This window comes from Propionicimonas paludicola, from assembly GCF_002563675.1.
In the GTDB taxonomy this organism is placed as follows: domain Bacteria; phylum Actinomycetota; class Actinomycetes; order Propionibacteriales; family Propionibacteriaceae; genus Propionicimonas; species Propionicimonas paludicola.
In genome coordinates, this window is record NZ_PDJC01000001.1 from 1,466,668 (window position 1) to 1,484,909 (window position 18,242).

The following is an 18,242-nucleotide window of genomic DNA, read 5'->3' on the forward strand; positions in this document are numbered from 1 at the left end:
TCTCATCCTGCCAGGTTGCCGGCCCGGATGGCCGTGACGAACCGGGGGCGGTCATTGAGGTCACGATGATCGCCGACCCGGACGAAACTGCCGGCCTCGACGAACACCTCCTGCACGGCCTGGCCCTGGACTTCGGCATGTTCGGCGCAGACGGCACCGCCGGGCCGCAGCAGTCGGCCGGCCACCTTCGCCACCACGCGCAGTGCGTCCAGCCCGTCCAGGCCGGAGAACAGCGCGATTTCGGGCTCGTGCGCCCGCACCTCGGCGGCCACGTGCTCCCACATCTGCAGCGGAATGTAGGGCGGGTTGGCGATCACCAGGTCCACCTGGCCGTCCAGTTCGGGGAACGCATCGGCCATGTCGCCGAGCCGGAGGTCGACCTCGGTCCCGGCCAGGTTGGTCTGGGCCATCCGGTAGGCGTCCTCGGACAGCTCGACGGCGTACTGCCGACAGCCCGGATGCTCGGCGGCGATGGCCGCCGAGATGGCTCCGCTGCCCGCGCAGAGTTCCACCACGATGGGCTGCGGACCGCGTCCGGCCAGCTGCTCCAGGGCCCAGCCGACCATCACCTCGGTCTCCGGACGCGGAATGAACACTCCGGGGGCCACCTGGACCGAGATCGTCCGGAACCAGGCCACACCGGTCAGGTACTGCAGCGGCTCGCCGGCCGCTCGGCGTTCCACGAGCCTGGCGAAGTCCGCCTCAACCGATGGCTCGACCGCACCCAGCAGAATCAGCCGCGACGGCTCGACGCCGGCAGCGTGGGCCAGCAACGTCCGGGCCTCGGCCGGTGAGCCCAGCCTGGCCGATGCCGAAGCCAGTACCGCCCCGACCCCGGTCATCCGGCGGTGGTGCCGAGCCGCTCGGCGAGTTCGGCGGCCTGGAGGGCTTCGACCAGTGGGCCGAGGTCGCCAGCCAGCACCTGGTCCAGGTTGTGGGCCTTGAAGCCGATCCGGTGATCGGCGATCCGGTTCTCCGGAAAGTTGTAGGTGCGGATCCGCTCCGAGCGGTCCACGGTGCGCACCTGCGAGCGCCGGGCGGCCGAGGCGGAGGCCGCCGCCTCTTCCTCGGCGCGGGTGACCAGCCGAGCCCGCAGCATGCGCATGGCGGTCTCCTTGTTCTGCAGCTGGGAGCGCTCGTTCTGGCAGGACACCACGATGCCGGTGGGCAGGTGGGTGATCCGGACCGCGGAGTCGGTGGTGTTCACGCCCTGACCGCCGGGACCGGACGAGCGGTACACGTCCACCCGCAGGTCGTCCTCGTTGATCTCCACCTCGGTGGCCTCGACCTCGGGCATCACGAGCACGCCGGCTGCGGAGGTGTGGATGCGCCCCTGCGACTCGGTGACCGGCACCCGCTGCACCCGATGGACGCCGCCCTCGAACTTCAACACTCCGTAAGGAGCGTTGTCCGGACCGGGATTGCCGGAGGCCTTCACCGCTGCCGTGATCGACTTGTAGCCGCCCAGGTCGGTCTCCTGCGCGTCCAGGATCTCCAGCCGCCAGCCCTTGGTCTCGGCGAACTTGGCGTACATCCGCAACAGGTCGGCGGCGAACAGCGCCGACTCCTCGCCGCCCTCACCGGACTTGATCTCGATCAGGCAGTCCGCCGAATCGTTGGGGTCACGCGGAGCCAACAACCGAGCCAGCCGTTCCTCCAGCTGCGCGAGTTCGGCGCTGAGCTGCTCGGCCTCGACGGCGAAGGTCGCGTCCTCGGTGGCCAGTTCCTGGGCGGCCACCAGGTCGGCGCTGAGCTCCTCGTGGGCGTTCAGCGCCTTCACGATCGGGGTCAGTTCGGCGTAGCGACGTCCGATCTTTCGGGCCAGAGCGACGTCGGCATGCACGGCGGGGTCGCCCAGCTGCGCCTCCAGCGCGGCGAACTCCTCGGGTATCCCTGCGGCAGCTTCGAACATCGGTCCTCCTTGGTCGGCCCTGACAACGACAAACGCCGGGCACCAGGACGGACCTGGTACCCGGCGTTGACGAAGCTACTTCTTCTTGGCGTAACGCTTCTCGAAGCGCGCCACTCGACCACCGGTATCGAGGATCTTCTGCTTGCCCGTGTAGAACGGGTGGCAGGCCGCACACACCTCGGCGTGCATGACGCCGTTCTTGGAGGTGCTCCGGGTGGTGAAGGTGTTGCCACAGGTGCACGTCACCTGGGTCTCAACGTAATCGGGATGAATGCCCTGCTTCATGTCTTCTCCTGGTTTCAAGGGCACCGGGTCGCCATCTGTGAAGGTGGGGCTGGATCTGCCCCGCGGCGTGAACCGGAACCAAGGGTCTATTGTGCCCGATCAACACCGCCGAACCAAACCGTCCCCCACCCAGCCCGCGCTACCGCTCGGTGCGCGACGCTACCGGCTCCACAGACGACGCTACCGGTCACCCCACCGCGCTACCCGTCCACCGGTAGCACGGCGACGAACCGGTAGCACGGCGACGAACCGGTAGCACGGCCACGAGCCGGCGACCGGCAGCACCGGTGATAGCGGCGGACGCGGAGATGTGGCGAGCGGCGCCCTCGGACCGGCAGAGTGGACGTATGACTCCATCTGCGCACCGCATGGTCCCCGAAGGCCTCCACGAACTCGCTCTCGGCGAGGACCGGTTGCGGGACGTGCTCGAGTTGGACACGTGGGCCTTCCCGAACCCGGACCCGATCGAGTCGATGCTGGAGCTGCCCAACGCGCTGCCGTGGGAGCGCACCTGGGCCATGTCGCCGGACGGGCACCAGCTGGCGGCCCTGCACGCCTCCTACCCGTTCGGTTCGACCCCGGTTCCCGGCGGACGCCTGGACATCTCCGGTCTGACCTGGGTGGGCGTGCATCCGCAGTGGCGCCGCCGCGGGTTGCTCAGATCCATGATCTCCTCCCACTTCGCCCACTCGCTGGCCCGCAAGGAGCCGATCTCCCTGCTCTTCGCGGCCGAGCCGGCCATCTACGGACGCTTCGGCTACGGCCTGGCCGCCCGGAGCACAACGCTGACCGTCCCGCGTGGGGCCGAGTTGCGTCCGGTGCCAACCGAGGACCTGACCTTCCGGATCGAGACGGTCAGCTATGACGCCCATGCCCAGCTGGTGGCGGACCTGCACGGCAGCGTGGATCGTCCCGGCTGGGTCACCCGCAGCACCGAACAGCAGCAGCGCCGCTGGCTGTGCAACTCCCCCAGCTTCCACGCTGGCCGCGAGACCCAGCGGATTCTGATCGCCGAGCGCGACGCCACCCCGGTCGGCTACGCCATCTTCCGCCGCAAGCCGAGCTGGAATGACGGCGGCAATCCCGACTACGAGGTGGGAGTGCTGGAGCTGGTCACCCCGGAGGCGTCGGTCGCGCACCTGATCTGGTCCAAGCTGCTGGACCTGGATCTGACCACCAAGGTGCAGACCGGCATGCTGGCCCTCGACGATCCCCTGCTCAGCCTGCTGGTGGACGTCCGGGCCGCCAACCCGACCTGGTCCGACCAGCTGTGGCTGCGCCTGCTCGACCTGCCCACTGCGCTGGCCGGACGCCAGTACCAGGCCGGGCTGGACGTGGTGCTCGAGGTGAGCGATGCCGAACTACCGGACAACGCCGGACGCTGGCAGTTGCGGGCCGAGCCGTTCGCTCAGGCATCCGTCCAGCGCACCGATCGGCCGGCCGACCTGCGGCTGGACATCCGCGAACTGGGCGCGGTCTATCTGGGTGGCACCTCGCTGACCGAACTGGCCAGCGCCGGCCTGGTCGCAGATCTGACCGGGACGAAGCTGGCCAGCACCTCGGTGGCCTTCGGTTGGCCGACGGCTCCGGTCGCGAGCTGGGTCTTCTAGGTTCGGTCTAGAAGGCCTGCGCGAAGAGCTCGGCCAGCCCCGGGGTGTCGGCGGTACCTGAGTAGCCGCAGCCCATGGCCGCACCGTGGGTGGCCGCGATCAGGTACTGCCCGCCCACCGTCGGACTGGCCCCGCCCATCAGCGACTCGCTGTGACCGGCCACCGCGATCTCGACCCGCTCGGCGGGTGCGCCGCGGTAGGTCTTTGACACCTGGAAGGTCACCACGCCGTCGGACACCGCGGTCACCGTGCCGGCGAAGGCGTAGTCGGCCTCTGCGGCCAGGGTCGCGGCCTGCGGCGGGATGCACTTGGCCATGGCCGAGCCCGCAGTAAGCCGGATCGCGGCCGCCGGCGTGGCCGGAGCCTGCTGCTGGGTGCCGGGCAGGCTGCCGAACAGCCAGGCGCCGCCGCCGACGGCGAGGACCGCAGCAGCGGCAACGAGAATGCGCCAGCGCGAGCCGGACGTGGGTGAACTCTGGGCCATGGTGTCCTCCATCAGACGATCAAGCTGATCGGGGGCAAGCGGCGTGAGTTCGTTGGCCGGGTCGGCCGCGCGCAGTTGCTCGCGCAACTCCGAATCGTTCATTGCCTGCTCCCTCCTGTCGTCTCGATATGTCCGGACGCCTGGTCAGGCTTTCCGAGTTCGTCGCGAAGCCGCGCTCGGGCTCGGTGGAGTCGCAGATTGGCCGCGTTGACCGAGATCTGCAGGACCTCGGCGATCTCGGACGGGCCGAGATCCTCCCAGGCCCATAGCCGCAACACCTCGGCGTCGACCGGACGCAGCCGGTCCAGGACCGCGATCAGGTCGACGTCGGCCGGCTCGGGGGCCGGGATCGGCCGCGGTGGATCGACCACGGCGAGTCGGGCGAAGAGGCGTCCGCGCCGACGATGTGAGCGCTCGGCATTGGCCAGGCAGTTGCGCGCCACCCCGTAGGCCCACGGGGTCGGCGGGTCAGGCAGATCGTCGAGGCGTCGCCAGCACACCAACAGGGTCTCGGCGAGCACGTCCTCTGCGGTCGCAGGATCGGTGCGTCGAGCCAGGAAACGGCGTACATCGCCGATCAGGGCCGGGGCCAGCTGCTCGAAGCGCTGCCGGCGCTCGTCCATGGAATCCACTCTTGGCTATGTCCGGCTCAGTCCTTCGACTTTCCGCCGGACAACCCCGTCTTGGTCGACTACTCCGGGTTCGGAGTGGTCTTGGAGATCACCATCAGGAACTCGCGGTTGCTCTGGGTCTTGCGCATCCGGTTGAGCAGCATCTCCAGGCCGGCCTGCGGCTCCTGAGCGCTGAGCACGCGGCGCAGCTTCCAGATGATCGCCAGCTCTTCGCGGCCCAGCAGCAGTTCCTCGCGCCGGGTGCCGGAGGCCACCGGGTCGATGGCCGGGAAGATCCGCTTGTCGGCGAGCTCACGACGCAGCCGCAACTCCATGTTGCCGGTGCCCTTGAACTCCTCGAAGATCACCTCGTCCATCTTCGAACCGGTCTCGATCAGCGCCGTGGCCAAGATGGTCAGCGAGCCGCCGTCCTCGATGTTGCGGGCCGCACCGAAGAACTTCTTCGGCGGGTAGAGGGCTGCGGAGTCGACACCACCGGACAGGATGCGTCCTGACGCAGGGGCAGCCAGGTTGTAGGCGCGGCCCAGGCGGGTGATGCCGTCCAGCAGGACGACCACGTCGCGGCCCAGCTCGACCAGGCGCTTGGCCCGCTCGATGGCCAGTTCGGCGATCGTGGTGTGGTCATCGGCCGGACGGTCGAAGGTGGAGGCGATCACTTCGCCGGAGGTGGTCCGCTGGAAGTCGGTGACCTCCTCGGGACGCTCGTCCACCAGGACGACCATCAGGTGCACCTCGGGGTTGTTGGCGGTGATGGCGTTGGCGATGGCCTGCATCACCAAGGTCTTGCCGGCCTTGGGCGGGGAGACGATCAGACCGCGCTGGCCCTTGCCGATCGGCGAGACCAGGTCGATGATCCGGCCGGTCATGTTCAGCGGAGTGGTCTCCATGCGGAACCGCTCCTGCGGGTACAGCGGGGTCAGCTTCTGGAACTCGGGACGGTCCTTGGCCTTCTCCGGGGCGTCGGCGTTGATGGCGTCGATCCGGACCAGAGGGTTGAACTTCTCGCGCCGCTCGCCCTCCTTGGGGGCCTTGATCGCTCCGGCCACGATGTCGCCCTTGCGCAGGCCCCACTTCTTGACCATAGACAGCGAGACATAGGCGTCGTTCGGGCCGGGCAGGTAGCCGGTGGTGCGGACGAACGCGTAGTTGTCGAGCACGTCGAGGATGCCGGAGATCTCAAGCAGGACATCGTCCTCGTTGACCACCGGGTCGGCTTCCATCCGGTCCAGGCCGGGCAGCCCGCCGCCACCGCTGCCGGGACGGCGACGGTTGTTCTGCTGACGATCGCGATTGCGGCGCCGGCGGCTGCGGCGTCCACCGCCACCGAGGTCGTCGCTGTCGTTGCTGGGCAGCTGGGGCTGGCGCTGCGGCTCGGCCGAGCGCTGCTCGTCGTCACCACTGTCGCGACGGCGACGGTTGCGTCCGCCGCCCTCACCGCCGGACTTGAGTGCCTCCAGCCGGGAAGCGACGTCGTCGACGTCACCGGCGGACGCGTTGCGCTCGGGCTCGGCGGACGGAGCCGTCCGGGCCGGCTCAACGGCGGGCGCCGTGACCTGCTCTCCGGCCGACTCTTCGGTCTTGGCCGAGGAACGGCGACGGGAGCCAGAGCGGCTGGACTCGGTACGCGGCTGCTCGCTCCTGGCCTCGTCCGACGCTGGACGGGAACCGGACTGAGCGGTCTTGATGGCGGCGACCAGGTCGCCCTTGCGCATGGCGTTGGCGCCCTTGACGCCGAGCGAGGCGCCAAGCTGCTTGAGTTCGGGCAGCAGCATGCTGTCCAGCCCCGAACGCTTGCGGGGCGCGGTGGTCGTGGCGTCGACGGTGTCGGTCACGGAAGTCCTTTCGGATCGGCAGGGCTCCGTTACGTCTGAACGGGCTCGGCCTTGCTCATAGCTGAGCTACGGGGATTGACTGCCAGATCTGAAATGCCAGTTGATCGGATCTCACGGCTGGGATCTCTCGACGTAACGCGTAAGTTGACTGCGTTCGTCCTGCCCGATCTGGGGGCGGCGCCGACTGGCGCATACAAAACTGTAGCACCGACTTTCCGGCGTGGCAGTAAACCCGAGCAGGATCAGCTCAGCGCGCTCGTGAACGCTTCCAGCAAGCCGGTGTACTCGGTGGTGACCGGGAACTGCGGGAACTCGGCGATCACATTGGCCGGCGGCCGGAAGAGGATCCCGGCATCGGCCTCGGCCAGCATGGCGGTGTCGTTGTAGGAATCACCCGAGGCGACCACCTGGAAGTTCAGCCCGTGGAAGGCCTTGACCGCAGCCCGCTTCGAGTCGGGCTGGCGCAGCTGGTAGCCGACCAGCCGGTCGTTCTCCACCAGCAGCCGATGGCAGAACAGCGTCGGGTATCCCAGTTGCGCCATCAGCGGCATGGCGAACTCATAGAAGGTGTCGGAGAGGATGACCACCTGGAAGCTGCTGCGCAGCTGGTCGAGGAACTCCGCGGCCCCGGGCATCGGCCCCATCTCGGCGATCACCTGCTGGATCAGCGACAGCCCGATCCCGTGCTGCTCGAGCGTGGTGATCCGGTGCTTCATGAGCACGTCGTAATCGGACACGTCCCGCGTTGTCAGCCGCAGTTCTTCGATGCCTGTGGCTTCGGCCACCCGGATCCAGATTTCGGGGACAAGGACCCCTTCCAGGTCCAGGCAGGCCAACTTCATCAGGCGCCCTCCACCCGCATCAACGAGATGCCGGCGTGGACCTCCGGCATTCGGTCCAGTTCGGCGATGGCCTCGATCACCTGGTGGTGCTTGGCCAGGTGCGTGGTCACCCCAAGACGCGCCTCGGCGCCCTGACTCTCCTGACGGACCGCCTGCAACGACACCCCATGCTCGGCGAAGCTGGTGGCCACGGCCGCCAGCACGCCGGGTTCGTCGTGGACGGTCATCGAGACGTAGTAGCGCGAGCTGATTTCCCCGGCCGGGGTGATCCCGCGCTCGGAGTAGTGCGACTCCCCCGGGCCGAGTCCGCCGCGGACCCGGTTCCGGGCCGCGGTGACCAGGTCACCCAGCACGGCGGACGCGGTTGGCGAACCGCCGGCGCCCGGTCCCATGAACATCAGCTGTCCGGCATTGCGCGACTCGATGAAGATCGCGTTGTAGGCACCCGGGATCGAGGCCAGCGGGTGGGCCTTGGCCACCATGGTCGGGTGCACCCCGAGCGCAATCGAGCCGTCCGCACTCAGCGAGCAGCGGGCCAGCAGCTTGATCACGCAGCCGCGCTCCTTGGCGGCAGCGATGTCGGCCGCCGTGACCCCGGTGATCCCCTCCCGATCGACGTCGGAGAGCCGCACCCGGGTGTGGAAGGCCAGGCTGGCCAGGATCGCAGCCTTGGACGCGGCGTCGAAGCCCTCCACGTCCGCGGTCGGATCGGCCTCGGCAAGGCCGAGCTGCTGAGCCTGCACCAGAGCGGTGCTGAAGTCGGTGCCCTCGGTGTGCATCTGATCGAGGATGAAGTTCGTGGTGCCGTTGACGATGCCGACCACGGCGGTGACCTCGTCACCGACCAGCGACTCGCGCAACGGACGGACGATCGGAATCGCGCCGGCCACCGCGGCCTCGTAGTAGAGGTCGACGCCGGCGTCCTCGGCCGCGCTGTAGATGGTCGCACCGTCTTCGGCCAGCAGGGCCTTGTTGGCGGTGATCACCGAAGAACCGGCGGCGATCGCGGCCAGGATCAGGCTGCGGGCCGGTTCGATGCCGCCCAGAAGCTCGATCACCAGATCGACGTCCGGGCGCGAGGCCAGTGCGAAGGCGTCATCGGTCAGCAGCGCCCGATCGATCCCGGGCCGCTCGATCTCCAGGCGGCGCACCGCGATCCCGACCAGCTCCAGCGGACGGCCAATTCGGGCTCGCAGGTCCTCGGCCTGCTCGATCAGCTGGCGGGCCACCTGGGAGCCGACGACTCCACAACCCAGCAACGCCACCTTCAGTGGCGCCGACTCCGACCTCGTCATGACTCGCTCTTCTCCAGCCCGGCATCCAGCGCGAGCAGATCGTCCAGCGTCTCGCGGCGCAGGATGGTGGTGATCCGACCGTGGTTCACCGCAACCACCGGCGGCCTCGGCGTGTGATTGTAGTTGCTGGCCATGGCCCGGCTGTAGGCGCCGGAGGCCGGCACAGCGAGCAGATCCCCGACCCCGGTGTCACCGGGCAGGAACTCGTTGCGGACCAGGATGTCGCCGCCCTCGCAGTGCACGCCGACCACCCGGGAGATCACCGGCTCGGCGTCGGAGACTCGATTGGCCAGCGCCGCGGAGTACTCGGCCGCGTAGAGCGCCGGACGGATGTTGTCGCTCATTCCGCCGTCCACCGACAGGTAGCGCCGACTGAAGCCCGAGCCCAGCTCGACCGGCTTCACGGTGCCGACCCGGTACAGCGCCGTCCCGGCCGGACCGATCAGGGCGCGGCCCGGCTCGATCGACAGCCGCGGGACGTTCAACCCATAGCCGGCGCACTCATGACGGACGATCTCGCGTAGCCCGGCAGCCAGGTCGGCCGCCGAGGACGGAGTGTCCTCCTTGGTGTAGGCGATGCCGAAGCCACCACCCAGATCCAGCTCGGGCAGCTCCTGGCCGGTCGCCTCCCGGAACTGGGCGAACAGCTTCAGGGTGCGCCGAGCAGCCACTTCGAAGCCGTTGGTGTCGAAGATCTGGCTGCCGATGTGCGAGTGCACGCCGACCAGGTCCAGGTGAGGACTGTTCTGGCAGCGGAACAGCGCCACCAGCGCCTGGCCGCCGCCGATCGAGAAGCCGAACTTCTGATCCTCGTGGGCGGTGGCGATGTACTCGTGGGTGTGCGCCTCGACGCCGGTGGTGACTCGGACCATCACCTTCGCAGTGACGCCGAGTTCGGCGCACAGCCGCTCCAGCCGAGTGATCTCGTCGGAGGAATCCACCACGATCCGGCCGACGCCGCTGGTCAGCGAGACCCGCAGCTCGGCATCGGACTTGTTGTTGCCGTGATGCGCGATCCGGGCCGGATCGACGCCGCCGCGCAGAGCAACGGTCAGTTCGCCCAGCGACGCAACGTCGACGCTGAGGCCTTCTTCGGCCAGCCAGCGGGCCACCACGGTGGAAATGAACGCCTTGCTGGCGTAGTAGACCGTCCAACCGGCGAAGGCTTCCCGCCAGGTCCGGGCGCGGGTGCGGAAGTCGTCCTCGTCGAGGACGTAGACCGGCGTCCCGACCTGTTCGGCCAGGTCGGTGACCCGTACTCCGGCGATCGAAATGACCCCGTCTTCTTCGCGCTTGGTGTTGCTGCTCCACAGCTTGGTAGTCAGCTCGTTGACGTCGTCAGGCCGCGTCAGCCACACCGGGGCCGGTGAGGCGACGTCGGCGTGGATCGCGCCGGCAACGTGCATGTGGGTCATGGCCGCAACTGTGCCAGATCGGGGGCCCCCGCACCGGCTGCGCGGTCGGATCTGGACGGCCTGCCCGCGCCCGCGTTCTGAGCCGTCGAGTCGACGCCCTGATCGACGATGCGGCTTCTGGGGCCGGGGTTTGCTACAGTCACCTTCGGCCCTTTGGGGCCGGGCCCCCGTAGCTCAGGGGATAGAGCACCGCCCTCCGGAGGCGGGAGCGCGCGTTCGAATCGCGCCGGGGGCGCCCTTGTGGCGCCGGCCTTGGCCAAACTGCTTAGCCCTTTCCTATTCCAATTACCCCCTCTGGCACCCCCGTCAGTAGGTACCTGGTGAGTACCATCGAGCGGAAGTGCATCGATGCCGCCATAGGAGATAACGAAAGTGACTCAAGCGCCGCGAAAGTCCGCGCCGTCCGCCACGGGCGATGAATTCGGGGCCAACGATTGGCTGATCGAGGAGTTGCGCGATCAGTACCGAGCCAATCCCACCTCCGTCGAACCGGCCTGGGCGGCCTTCTTCGCCGCCGAGGGCCCGACCAGCTCGGCCGCGGCGGCACCGGCCAGCCCGGTCGTCGAGCAGGCCAGCCCGGCTCCCAGCCGTCCGCTGACCGCCGAACCGACGCCGGAGGCGACCGGCCACACCAGCCCTGAAGGCCCCGGCTCAGGTCGCGGCGTGTCGGCTGACCGCCCGCGCAGCCCGCAGCCGGTCGCCAAGACCGCCACCGAGTCGACCAAGACTCCGCTGCGCGGCGCCCCGGCCCGGACTGCGGCCAACATGGACGTGTCGCTGACCGTGCCGACCGCCACCAGCGTCCGTGACGTGCCCATGAAGCTGGTGATCGACCAGCGGGAGATGATCAACTCCCACCTGTCCCGCAGCACCGGAGGCAAGGTCTCCTTCACCCACCTGATCGGCTGGGCCATGGTGCAGGCGCTGAAGGCGTTCCCGGAGATGAACAACTCCTACGAGCTGATCGAGTCCAAGCCGTTCCTGGTCACCCCGGCGACGATCAACCTAGGCCTGGCCATCGACTCCAAGCGTCCCGATGGCACCCGGCAGCTGCTCGTCCCCAACATCAAGCACTGCGAGGACCTGGACTTCGCCGGGTTCTGGGCCGCCTACGAGCGGCTGGTCGCCAAGGCCCGCGAGGGCGCACTCGGCGTGGACGACTTCGCCGGCACCACCGCCTCGCTGACCAACCCCGGCGGTCTGGGCACCAACCACTCGGTGCCGCGACTGATGTCCGGACAAGGCGTGATCCTGGGAGTCGGCTCGATCGACTACCCGCCGGAGTTCCAGGGCGCCAGCGCGGCCCGGATCAACCAGCTGGCCGTGTCGAAGGTGACCACGCTCACCTCGACCTATGACCATCGGGTGATCCAGGGCGCTCAGTCCGGGGAGTTCCTCAAGCGGATCCACGAGCTGCTGATCGGCAAGCACGACTTCTACGACGAGATCTTCGACTCGCTGCGGGTCCCCTACACCCCGATCCGCTGGGCCAGCGACATCAGCGACGAGAAGCTGGGCTCGATCCCACGCAGCGCTCGGGTCTTCTCGCTGATCTCGGCCTACCGCAACCTCGGCCACTACATGGCCGACATCGATCCGCTGGAGTACCGGCAGCGGACCCACCCCGAGCTGACCTTGGAGTTCCACGGGCTCACCCTCTGGGATCTGGATCGCGAGTTCCCGGTGGGCGGCTTCGGCGGACTCACCGGCCAGGTGATCCCGCTGCGCGAGATTCTGGTCCGACTGCGCGACTCCTACTGCCGCACCGTCGGCCTCGAGTACATGCACATCTCCGACAACACCCAGCGCACCTGGATCCAGGAGCGGTTCGAGCGGCCCTTCCAGGCCTGGCCGAAGGAGGAGCACCTGCGCATCCTCGACCGGCTGAACGAGGCCGAGGTGTTCGAAACTTTCCTGCAGACCAAGTTCGTGGGCCAGAAGCGGTTCTCCCTCGAAGGCGGCGAGTCGGCCATCGTGTTCCTCGACGAACTCTGCGAGCGGGCCGCTGACGACAACGTCGAAGAGGTCGTCATCGGGATGCCGCACCGCGGCCGGCTGAACGTGCTGGCCAACATCGTCGGCAAGTCCTACGCGCAGATCTTCCGCGAGTTCCAGGGCAACTACGATCCCCGGCTGCAGACCGGCAGCGGCGACGTGAAGTACCACCTGGGCGCTGAGGGCGAGTTCACCGCAGCCAGCGGCAAGGTGATCAAGACCTCTGTGGCCGCGAACCCGTCCCATCTGGAGGCGGTGAACCCGGTGGTCGAGGGCATCGTCCGGGCCAAGATCGATCGGATCGGCAAGCGTCCGGACTGGCCGGTGATGGCCGTCCTGCTGCACGGCGACGCGTCCTTCTCCGGACAGGGCGTGGTCTACGAGACCCTGCAGATGAGCCAGCTGCGCGCCTTCAAGACCGGCGGCACGATCCACCTGGTGGTCAACAACCAGGTCGGATTCACCACGGCACCCATGGACTCCCGGTCCAGCGTCTACTCCACCGACGTGGCCAAGGGCTTCCAGATCCCGGTCTTCCACGTCAACGGGGACGATCCCGAGGCCGTCGCCCGGGTGGCCCAGGTCGCCTTCGACTACCGCCAGCGGTTCGGACGCGATGTCGTGGTCGACCTGGTCTGCTACCGCCGCCGCGGCCACAACGAGGGCGACGACCCGAGCTTCACCCAGCCCCAGATGTACGACCTGATCGAGCAGAAGCGCAGCGTCCGCAAGCTCTACACCGAGGCGCTGATCGGCCGTGGCGACATCACCACCGACGATGCCGACCAGGTCTTGGCCCGGTTCCGCGAGCGGCTCGAGGGTGTCTTCAAGGAGGTCCGCGAGGCGGCCACCACTCCAGCCGAGGAGCCGAAGACCCCGTACTACCCGGCCAAGCTGGGCAAGGATCAGGGCACCGCGATCACCTCCGAGCAGATGGAGGCGATCGCCGCCGCCCACCTGCGCTTCCCCGAGGGCTTCACCGTGCACCCCAAGGTGCTGCCGCAGCTGGAGCGCCGGGCCGAGGCCATTCGGACCGGCCCGATCGACTGGGCCACGGCCGAGTTGCTCGCTCTGGGCTCGCTGGTGATGGAGGGACGTCCGGTCCGACTGGTCGGCCAGGACACCCGGCGGGGCACCTTCAGCCAGCGCTTCGCCGCGGTGGTGGATCGGGTGACCGCCGAGACCTACGTGCCGCTGAAGCACCTCAGCGAACAGCAGGGCGCCTTCCACATCTTCGACTCCCTGCTCAGCGAGTACGCCGGGATGGGCTTCGAGTACGGCTACTCGGTGGCCGCACCGGATGCCATGGTGCTGTGGGAAGCGCAGTTCGGCGACTTCGCCAACGGTGCCCAGACCATCGCCGACGAGTTCATCGCGGCCGGCAACGCCAAGTGGACCCAGAAGTCCGGCGTGGTGCTGCTGCTCCCCCACGGCTACGAAGGCCAGGGCCCCGACCACTCGTCGGCCCGGATCGAGCGGTGGCTCACCTTGTGCTCCGAAGGCGCACTGGCGGTCTGCCACCCGTCCACCCCGGCCAGCTACTTCCACCTGCTGCGCACCCACGCCTACGTGAACTGGCACCGTCCGGTGGTGGTGGCCACTCCGAAGTCGATGCTGCGACACAAGATGGCCGTCTCGCCGGTGGAAGAGTTCACCCAGGGCAAGTGGCGTCCGGCTCAGGGCGACCCGACCATCACCGATCCCAGCAAGGTCCGCCGAGTCCTGCTCTGCTCGGGCAAGATCCGCTGGGAACTGATCGCCGCCCGGGAACGCGCCGGACTGGACGAGCAGGTGGCGATTCTGTCGCTGGAGCGGCTCTACCCGTTGCCGACCGCCGAACTGGCTGCCGAACTGGCCAAGTACCCTCAGGTCAGCGACATCCGGTGGGTTCAGGACGAGCCGGAGAACCAGGGCGCATGGTGGTTCCTGCAGCTGCATCTGCCGCAGGCCATCGCCGATGTCATCCCCGGCTACCAGCTGAAACTGCAGGGGGTGACCCGGCCGGCAGCGTCCGCGCCGTCGGTCGGATCGGTCAAGGCGCACCAGGCGCAGGAGGCCGAACTGCTCGATCGAGCCCTTACCGAGTAGTGTCAAGTGCCCATCTGGCCTTGTGAATCAGTTCGTCACCGGGTCTTATTGATGGCAAGGCGTGCAAAACCCGTGCGTATCTTGTCTGGGCACGCTAAAGTTGTCAGGCTGTGACGCGGGCCGAATGGATGGCGCGCCTGAGTGCGTTTGCTCGCAACTCGCGGCTTCACCAAGTATGAGGAGTGGGTAGTTCATGGACTGGCGCCATCGCGCAGCCTGCCTGACCGAGGATCCGGAGCTGTTCTTCCCGATCGGTAACACCGGCCCGGCACTGATGCAGATTGCGGAGGCCAAGAAGGTCTGCCGTCGCTGCGACGTACGTGAAGCCTGCCTGCAGTGGGCCCTGGACGCAGGCCAGGACCATGGCGTCTGGGGTGGCCTCAGCGAGGATGAGCGCCGCGCCATGAAGCGCCGTGCGGCCCGGATGCGGGTCCGCAACAACTAAGACTCAGCTCAGCGGCACCCGCACCGTTGCCACGGTGCGCTCCGCGTCCGAGGCCAGGCTGAACTCACCCTTCAGGTCAGCCACCAGTGTGCTGACGATCGACAGGCCCAGGCTGTTCGAGCCGGCGATCGTGAAGTCCGGCGGCAGCGGCTCGCCATGGTTCTCGACCTCGACGATCAGCATCCCGTCCTCCTGCCGCGGACGGACGTACACCTCTCCGGAGGTGTCCTTCAGACCGTGCTCGACGGCGTTCTGACAGACCTCGGTGAGCACCAGCGACAGGCTGGTGGCCACATCGGCCGGAACCGAGCCGAACGACCCCTGGCGCACCATCCGCACCTTGCCGCCGGTCGCGGCCACGTCCCCCACCATTCGCAGCAGCCGATCGGCGACGTCGTCGAAGAAGACTGTGGAGTCGAAGTCCTGGCTGAGGATCTCGTGCACCACGGCGATGGCCGCGACCCGCTTCATGGCGTCGTCGAGGGCACCCTTCGCCTCCGGTGAGGAGATTCGCCGGGCCTGCAGGCGCAACAGCGCCGCCACAGTCTGCAGGTTGTTCTTCACCCGATGGTGGATCTCCCGGATGGTGGCGTCCTTGGTGACCAGCTGACGTTCCCGGGAACGCAGTTCAGTGGTGTCGCGGCACAGCACCAGCAACCCGTCGGGCCGGTCCTCGTGGATCAGCGGCAGCACCCGCAGCCGGACGTTCGCCGTGGACGACTCCAGATCGACCTCGGCCGAGCCACGTCCGGCCAGGCTGGCGGCCAGCGGACGCTCCACCGGACCGCGCTCCTTCAGCAGCGACTTGGTCACCGAGACGAAGTCCTCACCGTACAGGTCGCTGGTCAGGCCGAGCCGCCGATAGGCGCTCATGGCGTTCGGGCTGGCGTAGGAGATCATCCCGTTGGCATTGACTCGCAGCATGCCGTCCCCGACCCGGGGCGACACCCACGGCACCCGGCGGTCACCGCCGAGTGGGAACTGATGGTGGTGCACCATCCCGATCAGCACCTGGGCGGCCTCCAGATAGGCGTCCTCGAGCGCTCCGGGGGCGCGGACGCCCATCTGGTTGGTGTGCATCTCCACGACGGCCACACAGCGCTCGTCGTCCATGATCGGGATCGCGGTCACGTCCACCGGAATGCCGGCGTGCAGCTTGTTGCCGCTGGTGTGGCAGATCTCGCCGGACAGGTAGGCCTCGGTGACCAGGTGCTCGGGGTCGTAGCTGATGTCCTCGCCGACCACGTCGTCTTCCAGCGAGGTCGGGCCGGTGGTCGGACGCACCTGGCCGCAGGCCCAGAAGATGTTGTCGTCCACGCCGGGGACCCACAAGATGAGATCCGCGAAGGCGAGATCGGCCAGCAATGACCACTCGTCGATCAGCTGATCGAGCCAGGCCCGGTCGACTTCCGTGAGGTCACAATGCTCGGCCATCACCCGATCGCGGTTACGCATGGAGACCACCCTACTTACCCAAGTTGGACCGCTGCTCCGGCGACTGGCAGAATGGGTCCCCGCGTCGTCCGACGCCGCAAGCCGATACGATCGAGGAGACCGAGATGGGTAAGGGTGGCCGCAAGCGCCGTTCCCGCAGGAAGAACAGCGCCAACCACGGCAAGCGCCCCAACGCCTGACGCTCGCCTGTTCGAACAACTCGAGCCCTCGCCTTCATGGCGGGGGCTCGTTGCTGTTTCCGGGCTGAGGTGTGGGCTCAGTCGACGTCCTGCTCGACACTGAACTTGGCCTGGAGTCGGACCCGCAGGCCGTCCGGGGCCAGATCCTCGCGGCAGCAGCGGCGGATCAGCACCCGCATGGCCTCTTCGACCTGGAACCGGTCCAGGCAGGGCTCGCAGGCCATCAGGTGCTCACGGATCTCGTCGGCCTCTTCGGCGCTGAGCTCGTTGTCGTGGAAGGCGTAGACCTGTTCGATCACCGAGCTGCAGTCGTGCAGGTCGTGCTGGTGCTCACTCATCACCGCTCCGAACGATCAGGCCCTGCTCGACGGCGAAGTCGGCCAGCCGGTTGCGCAGCTGGGTGCGTCCGCGGTTCAGCCGGGACATCACCGTGCCGATCGGGGTGCCCATGATCTCGGCGATCTCCTTGTAGGAGAAACCCTCGACGTCGGCCAGGTAGACGGCCAGCCGGAAGTCGGCCGGCAGCGCGTTCATTGCCTCGGTCACCGCCGAATGCGGCATCCGGTCCAGCGCCTCCATCTCGGCCGAGCGCAGTCCCTCAGAGGTGTGCGACTCGGCGCGGGCCAGCTGCCAGTCCTCGACCTCCTGGCCGGAGGTCTGCGGCTGCCGCTGACGCTTGCGGTAGGTGTTGATGAAGGTGTTGGTCAGAATCCGGTACAGCCAGGCCTTGAGGTTGGTGCCCGGCGTGAACTGACGGAACGAGGCGTACGCCTTGGCGTAGGCCTCCTGAACGACATCCTCGGCGTCGGCGGGGTTGCGGGTCATCCGCAGCGCAGCACCGTAGAGCTGGTCGAGGAAAGGCAACGCCTCAGCCTCAAACCGCGCGGACAACTCGGCGTCGGTCTCTTGGAAGACGGGCACCGCCACGTCTTCATCGTGCAAGGTCGGCAGGTTCATCACGAACGAGCCTAGCGGGTGGCCCGGACGGCTCAAGGTGCCAGTACCGACGCCACGCTCAGCTGCTGTTGTGATCACCTCTGCAAAACGTCGAATCGGGGCTCACCTATTCCGCTTCCTGCGGCTCGATCAGCTCGGGGCCGTTGTTGGCCACCTGGTTCACCAGCCGGGAGACCGGGTAGTAGCGCATCGCCGCCACCGGGACGTCCAGCAGAGCTCGCGGCTCGCCGTCGAAGGCGGGGTCCAGCCAGGGCGTCCAGTTCTCCCGGGCCACCGCCATCGGCATCCGGTCGTGCAGGCGTCCCAGTTCGTCGGTGGCACTGGTGGTGAGCACCGTGGCGGTGACCAGCCAGCTAGCGTCCGGGGCCTTCCAGAACTCATAGAGACCGGCCATCACCAGCAGCTCACCGTCGGCCGGACGGATGAAGTACGGCTGCTTGATCGGCTTGCCGTCGGGCCCGGGCTCGGACTGCCACTCGTAGTAGCCGGTGGCCGGCAGCAAGCAGCGCCGGCTGGCGTAGGCCTTGCGGAACGACGGCTTCTCGGCCGCGGTCTCGATTCGGGCGTTGATCAGCCGGGACGCCCCGGACGGATCCTTGGCCCAGGACGGCACCAGCCCCCATCGCACCTCGGCCAGCAGCCGCTGCGGCCCCTGCTCCCGGTTGCGCTCCAGGACCGCCAGCACCGGATCGGTGGGGGCGATGTTGTAGGACGGCGGCGGCAGCGGACCGGCGACCTCATCGATCTCGAAGAAGTCGGCCAATTCGACCCCAGCGAGGCTGAGCGCGTACCGTCCGCACATGCCCACGACCCTAC

General features: G+C 68.1%; 17 protein-coding genes and 1 tRNA gene. 5 read left to right on the plus strand and 13 right to left on the minus strand.

Annotation, left to right across the window (positions count from 1 at the left end; all coding sequences use genetic code 11):
* Nucleotides 1-2: 2 nt before the first annotated feature.
* The 3 genes from prmC to rpmE form a co-directional block, all read right to left on the minus strand.
* A complete protein-coding gene (prmC, locus tag ATK74_RS06760; RefSeq protein ID WP_098460321.1) occupies nt 3-842 on the minus strand; it encodes a peptide chain release factor N(5)-glutamine methyltransferase in 840 nt (279 codons plus the stop codon).
* Nucleotides 839-1,912: a peptide chain release factor 1 gene (gene prfA / locus ATK74_RS06765; protein WP_098460322.1), complete on the minus strand. Its 1,074-nt coding sequence runs from the start codon at nt 1,910-1,912 to the stop codon at nt 839-841. Before prfA ends, prmC begins: the two co-directional genes overlap by 4 nt.
* Before the next feature lie 75 nt (nt 1,913-1,987).
* On the minus strand, nt 1,988-2,197 hold the full coding sequence (gene rpmE / locus ATK74_RS06770) for a 50S ribosomal protein L31 (RefSeq protein ID WP_098460323.1): 210 nt from the start codon (nt 2,195-2,197) through the stop codon (nt 1,988-1,990).
* Nucleotides 2,198-2,544: 347 nt separating this feature from the next.
* Here rpmE and ATK74_RS06775 point away from each other — a divergent pair, with 347 nt between their 5' ends.
* Entirely contained in the window at nt 2,545-3,807 is a 1,263-nt protein-coding gene (locus tag ATK74_RS06775; protein WP_211283303.1) for a GNAT family N-acetyltransferase, read from the plus strand.
* A 7-nt stretch (nt 3,808-3,814) separates the two neighbouring features.
* On the opposite strand, the gene ATK74_RS06780 is transcribed toward ATK74_RS06775, so the two are convergent.
* The 6 genes from ATK74_RS06780 to lysA form a co-directional block, all read right to left on the minus strand.
* Nucleotides 3,815-4,393 (minus strand): hypothetical protein, encoded by a 579-nt coding sequence (locus ATK74_RS06780; protein ID WP_098460325.1) that lies wholly within the window; start codon nt 4,391-4,393, stop codon nt 3,815-3,817.
* Nucleotides 4,390-4,914, minus strand: a complete 525-nt coding sequence (locus tag ATK74_RS06785; protein ID WP_098460326.1) for an RNA polymerase sigma factor — start codon at nt 4,912-4,914, stop codon at nt 4,390-4,392. The genes ATK74_RS06780 and ATK74_RS06785 overlap by 4 nt, the downstream gene beginning before the upstream one ends.
* 68 nt (nt 4,915-4,982) lie before the next feature.
* Nucleotides 4,983-6,695, minus strand: coding sequence for a transcription termination factor Rho (rho, locus tag ATK74_RS06790; RefSeq protein WP_098462089.1), 1,713 nt, complete (start codon nt 6,693-6,695; stop codon nt 4,983-4,985).
* 302 nt (nt 6,696-6,997) lie between these two features.
* Nucleotides 6,998-7,597: a bifunctional phosphoserine phosphatase/homoserine phosphotransferase ThrH gene (gene thrH / locus ATK74_RS06795; RefSeq protein WP_098460327.1), complete on the minus strand. Its 600-nt coding sequence runs from the start codon at nt 7,595-7,597 to the stop codon at nt 6,998-7,000.
* Complete coding sequence (locus ATK74_RS06800; RefSeq protein ID WP_098460328.1) at nt 7,597-8,892, minus strand: homoserine dehydrogenase; 1,296 nt, start codon at nt 8,890-8,892, stop codon at nt 7,597-7,599. Before ATK74_RS06800 ends, thrH begins: the two co-directional genes overlap by 1 nt.
* Nucleotides 8,889-10,307, minus strand: coding sequence for a diaminopimelate decarboxylase (gene lysA, locus ATK74_RS06805; protein ID WP_098460329.1), 1,419 nt, complete (start codon nt 10,305-10,307; stop codon nt 8,889-8,891). The genes ATK74_RS06800 and lysA overlap by 4 nt, the downstream gene beginning before the upstream one ends.
* Nucleotides 10,308-10,470: 163 nt before the next feature.
* On the opposite strand from lysA, the gene ATK74_RS06810 reads away from it, so the two are divergent.
* The 3 genes from ATK74_RS06810 (at nt 10,471) to ATK74_RS06820 (ending at nt 14,835) form a co-directional block, all read left to right on the plus strand.
* Nucleotides 10,471-10,542, plus strand: a tRNA-Arg gene (locus ATK74_RS06810).
* Nucleotides 10,543-10,679: 137 nt separating this feature from the next.
* Entirely contained in the window at nt 10,680-14,390 is a 3,711-nt protein-coding gene (locus tag ATK74_RS06815; protein ID WP_098460330.1) for a multifunctional oxoglutarate decarboxylase/oxoglutarate dehydrogenase thiamine pyrophosphate-binding subunit/dihydrolipoyllysine-residue succinyltransferase subunit, read from the plus strand.
* 193 nt (nt 14,391-14,583) lie between these two features.
* On the plus strand, nt 14,584-14,835 hold the full coding sequence (locus tag ATK74_RS06820) for a WhiB family transcriptional regulator (RefSeq protein ID WP_098460331.1): 252 nt from the start codon (nt 14,584-14,586) through the stop codon (nt 14,833-14,835).
* 3 nt (nt 14,836-14,838) lie between these two features.
* On the opposite strand, the gene ATK74_RS06825 is transcribed toward ATK74_RS06820, so the two are convergent.
* The gene (locus tag ATK74_RS06825) at nt 14,839-16,290 is read right to left on the minus strand and encodes a sensor histidine kinase (RefSeq protein WP_098460332.1); all 1,452 of its coding nucleotides are present in this window, start codon (nt 16,288-16,290) and stop codon (nt 14,839-14,841) included.
* A 104-nt stretch (nt 16,291-16,394) separates the two neighbouring features.
* Here ATK74_RS06825 and ATK74_RS15735 point away from each other — a divergent pair, with 104 nt between their 5' ends.
* Nucleotides 16,395-16,469, plus strand: coding sequence for a 50S ribosomal protein bL37 (locus ATK74_RS15735; protein WP_425440112.1), 75 nt, complete (start codon nt 16,395-16,397; stop codon nt 16,467-16,469).
* 77 nt (nt 16,470-16,546) lie between these two features.
* On the opposite strand, the gene rsrA is transcribed toward ATK74_RS15735, so the two are convergent.
* The 3 genes from rsrA to ATK74_RS06840 form a co-directional block, all read right to left on the minus strand.
* On the minus strand, nt 16,547-16,807 hold the full coding sequence (rsrA, locus tag ATK74_RS06830) for a mycothiol system anti-sigma-R factor (protein ID WP_098460333.1): 261 nt from the start codon (nt 16,805-16,807) through the stop codon (nt 16,547-16,549).
* Nucleotides 16,800-17,426, minus strand: coding sequence for a sigma-70 family RNA polymerase sigma factor (locus tag ATK74_RS06835; protein WP_098460334.1), 627 nt, complete (start codon nt 17,424-17,426; stop codon nt 16,800-16,802). Before ATK74_RS06835 ends, rsrA begins: the two co-directional genes overlap by 8 nt.
* A gap of 106 nt (nt 17,427-17,532) precedes the next feature.
* Entirely contained in the window at nt 17,533-18,228 is a 696-nt protein-coding gene (locus tag ATK74_RS06840) for an SOS response-associated peptidase (RefSeq protein ID WP_098460335.1), read from the minus strand.
* Nucleotides 18,229-18,242: the final 14 nt, after the last annotated feature.

Excerpts from the sequence above, each read along its gene's own strand:
- ATK74_RS06785 (WP_098460326.1), bottom strand. The coding sequence starts at position 4,914 with ATGGACGAGCGCCGGCAGCGCTTCGAGCAGCTGGCCCCGGCCCTGATC.
- ATK74_RS06825 (WP_098460332.1), bottom strand. The coding sequence starts at position 16,290 with ATGCGTAACCGCGATCGGGTGATGGCCGAGCATTGTGACCTCACGGAA.
- thrH (WP_098460327.1), bottom strand. The coding sequence starts at position 7,597 with ATGAAGTTGGCCTGCCTGGACCTGGAAGGGGTCCTTGTCCCCGAAATC.
- prfA (WP_098460322.1), bottom strand. The coding sequence starts at position 1,912 with ATGTTCGAAGCTGCCGCAGGGATACCCGAGGAGTTCGCCGCGCTGGAG.
- lysA (WP_098460329.1), bottom strand. The coding sequence starts at position 10,307 with ATGACCCACATGCACGTTGCCGGCGCGATCCACGCCGACGTCGCCTCA.
- prmC (WP_098460321.1), bottom strand. The coding sequence starts at position 842 with ATGACCGGGGTCGGGGCGGTACTGGCTTCGGCATCGGCCAGGCTGGGC.
- ATK74_RS06775 (WP_211283303.1), top strand. The coding sequence starts at position 2,545 with ATGACTCCATCTGCGCACCGCATGGTCCCCGAAGGCCTCCACGAACTC.
- ATK74_RS06820 (WP_098460331.1), top strand. The coding sequence starts at position 14,584 with ATGGACTGGCGCCATCGCGCAGCCTGCCTGACCGAGGATCCGGAGCTG.
- ATK74_RS06800 (WP_098460328.1), bottom strand. The coding sequence starts at position 8,892 with ATGACGAGGTCGGAGTCGGCGCCACTGAAGGTGGCGTTGCTGGGTTGT.
- ATK74_RS06835 (WP_098460334.1), bottom strand. The coding sequence starts at position 17,426 with ATGAACCTGCCGACCTTGCACGATGAAGACGTGGCGGTGCCCGTCTTC.
- rho (WP_098462089.1), bottom strand. The coding sequence starts at position 6,695 with ATGCTGCTGCCCGAACTCAAGCAGCTTGGCGCCTCGCTCGGCGTCAAG.
- rsrA (WP_098460333.1), bottom strand. The coding sequence starts at position 16,807 with ATGAGTGAGCACCAGCACGACCTGCACGACTGCAGCTCGGTGATCGAA.
- ATK74_RS06840 (WP_098460335.1), bottom strand. The coding sequence starts at position 18,228 with ATGTGCGGACGGTACGCGCTCAGCCTCGCTGGGGTCGAATTGGCCGAC.
- rpmE (WP_098460323.1), bottom strand. The coding sequence starts at position 2,197 with ATGAAGCAGGGCATTCATCCCGATTACGTTGAGACCCAGGTGACGTGC.
- ATK74_RS06780 (WP_098460325.1), bottom strand. The coding sequence starts at position 4,393 with ATGAACGATTCGGAGTTGCGCGAGCAACTGCGCGCGGCCGACCCGGCC.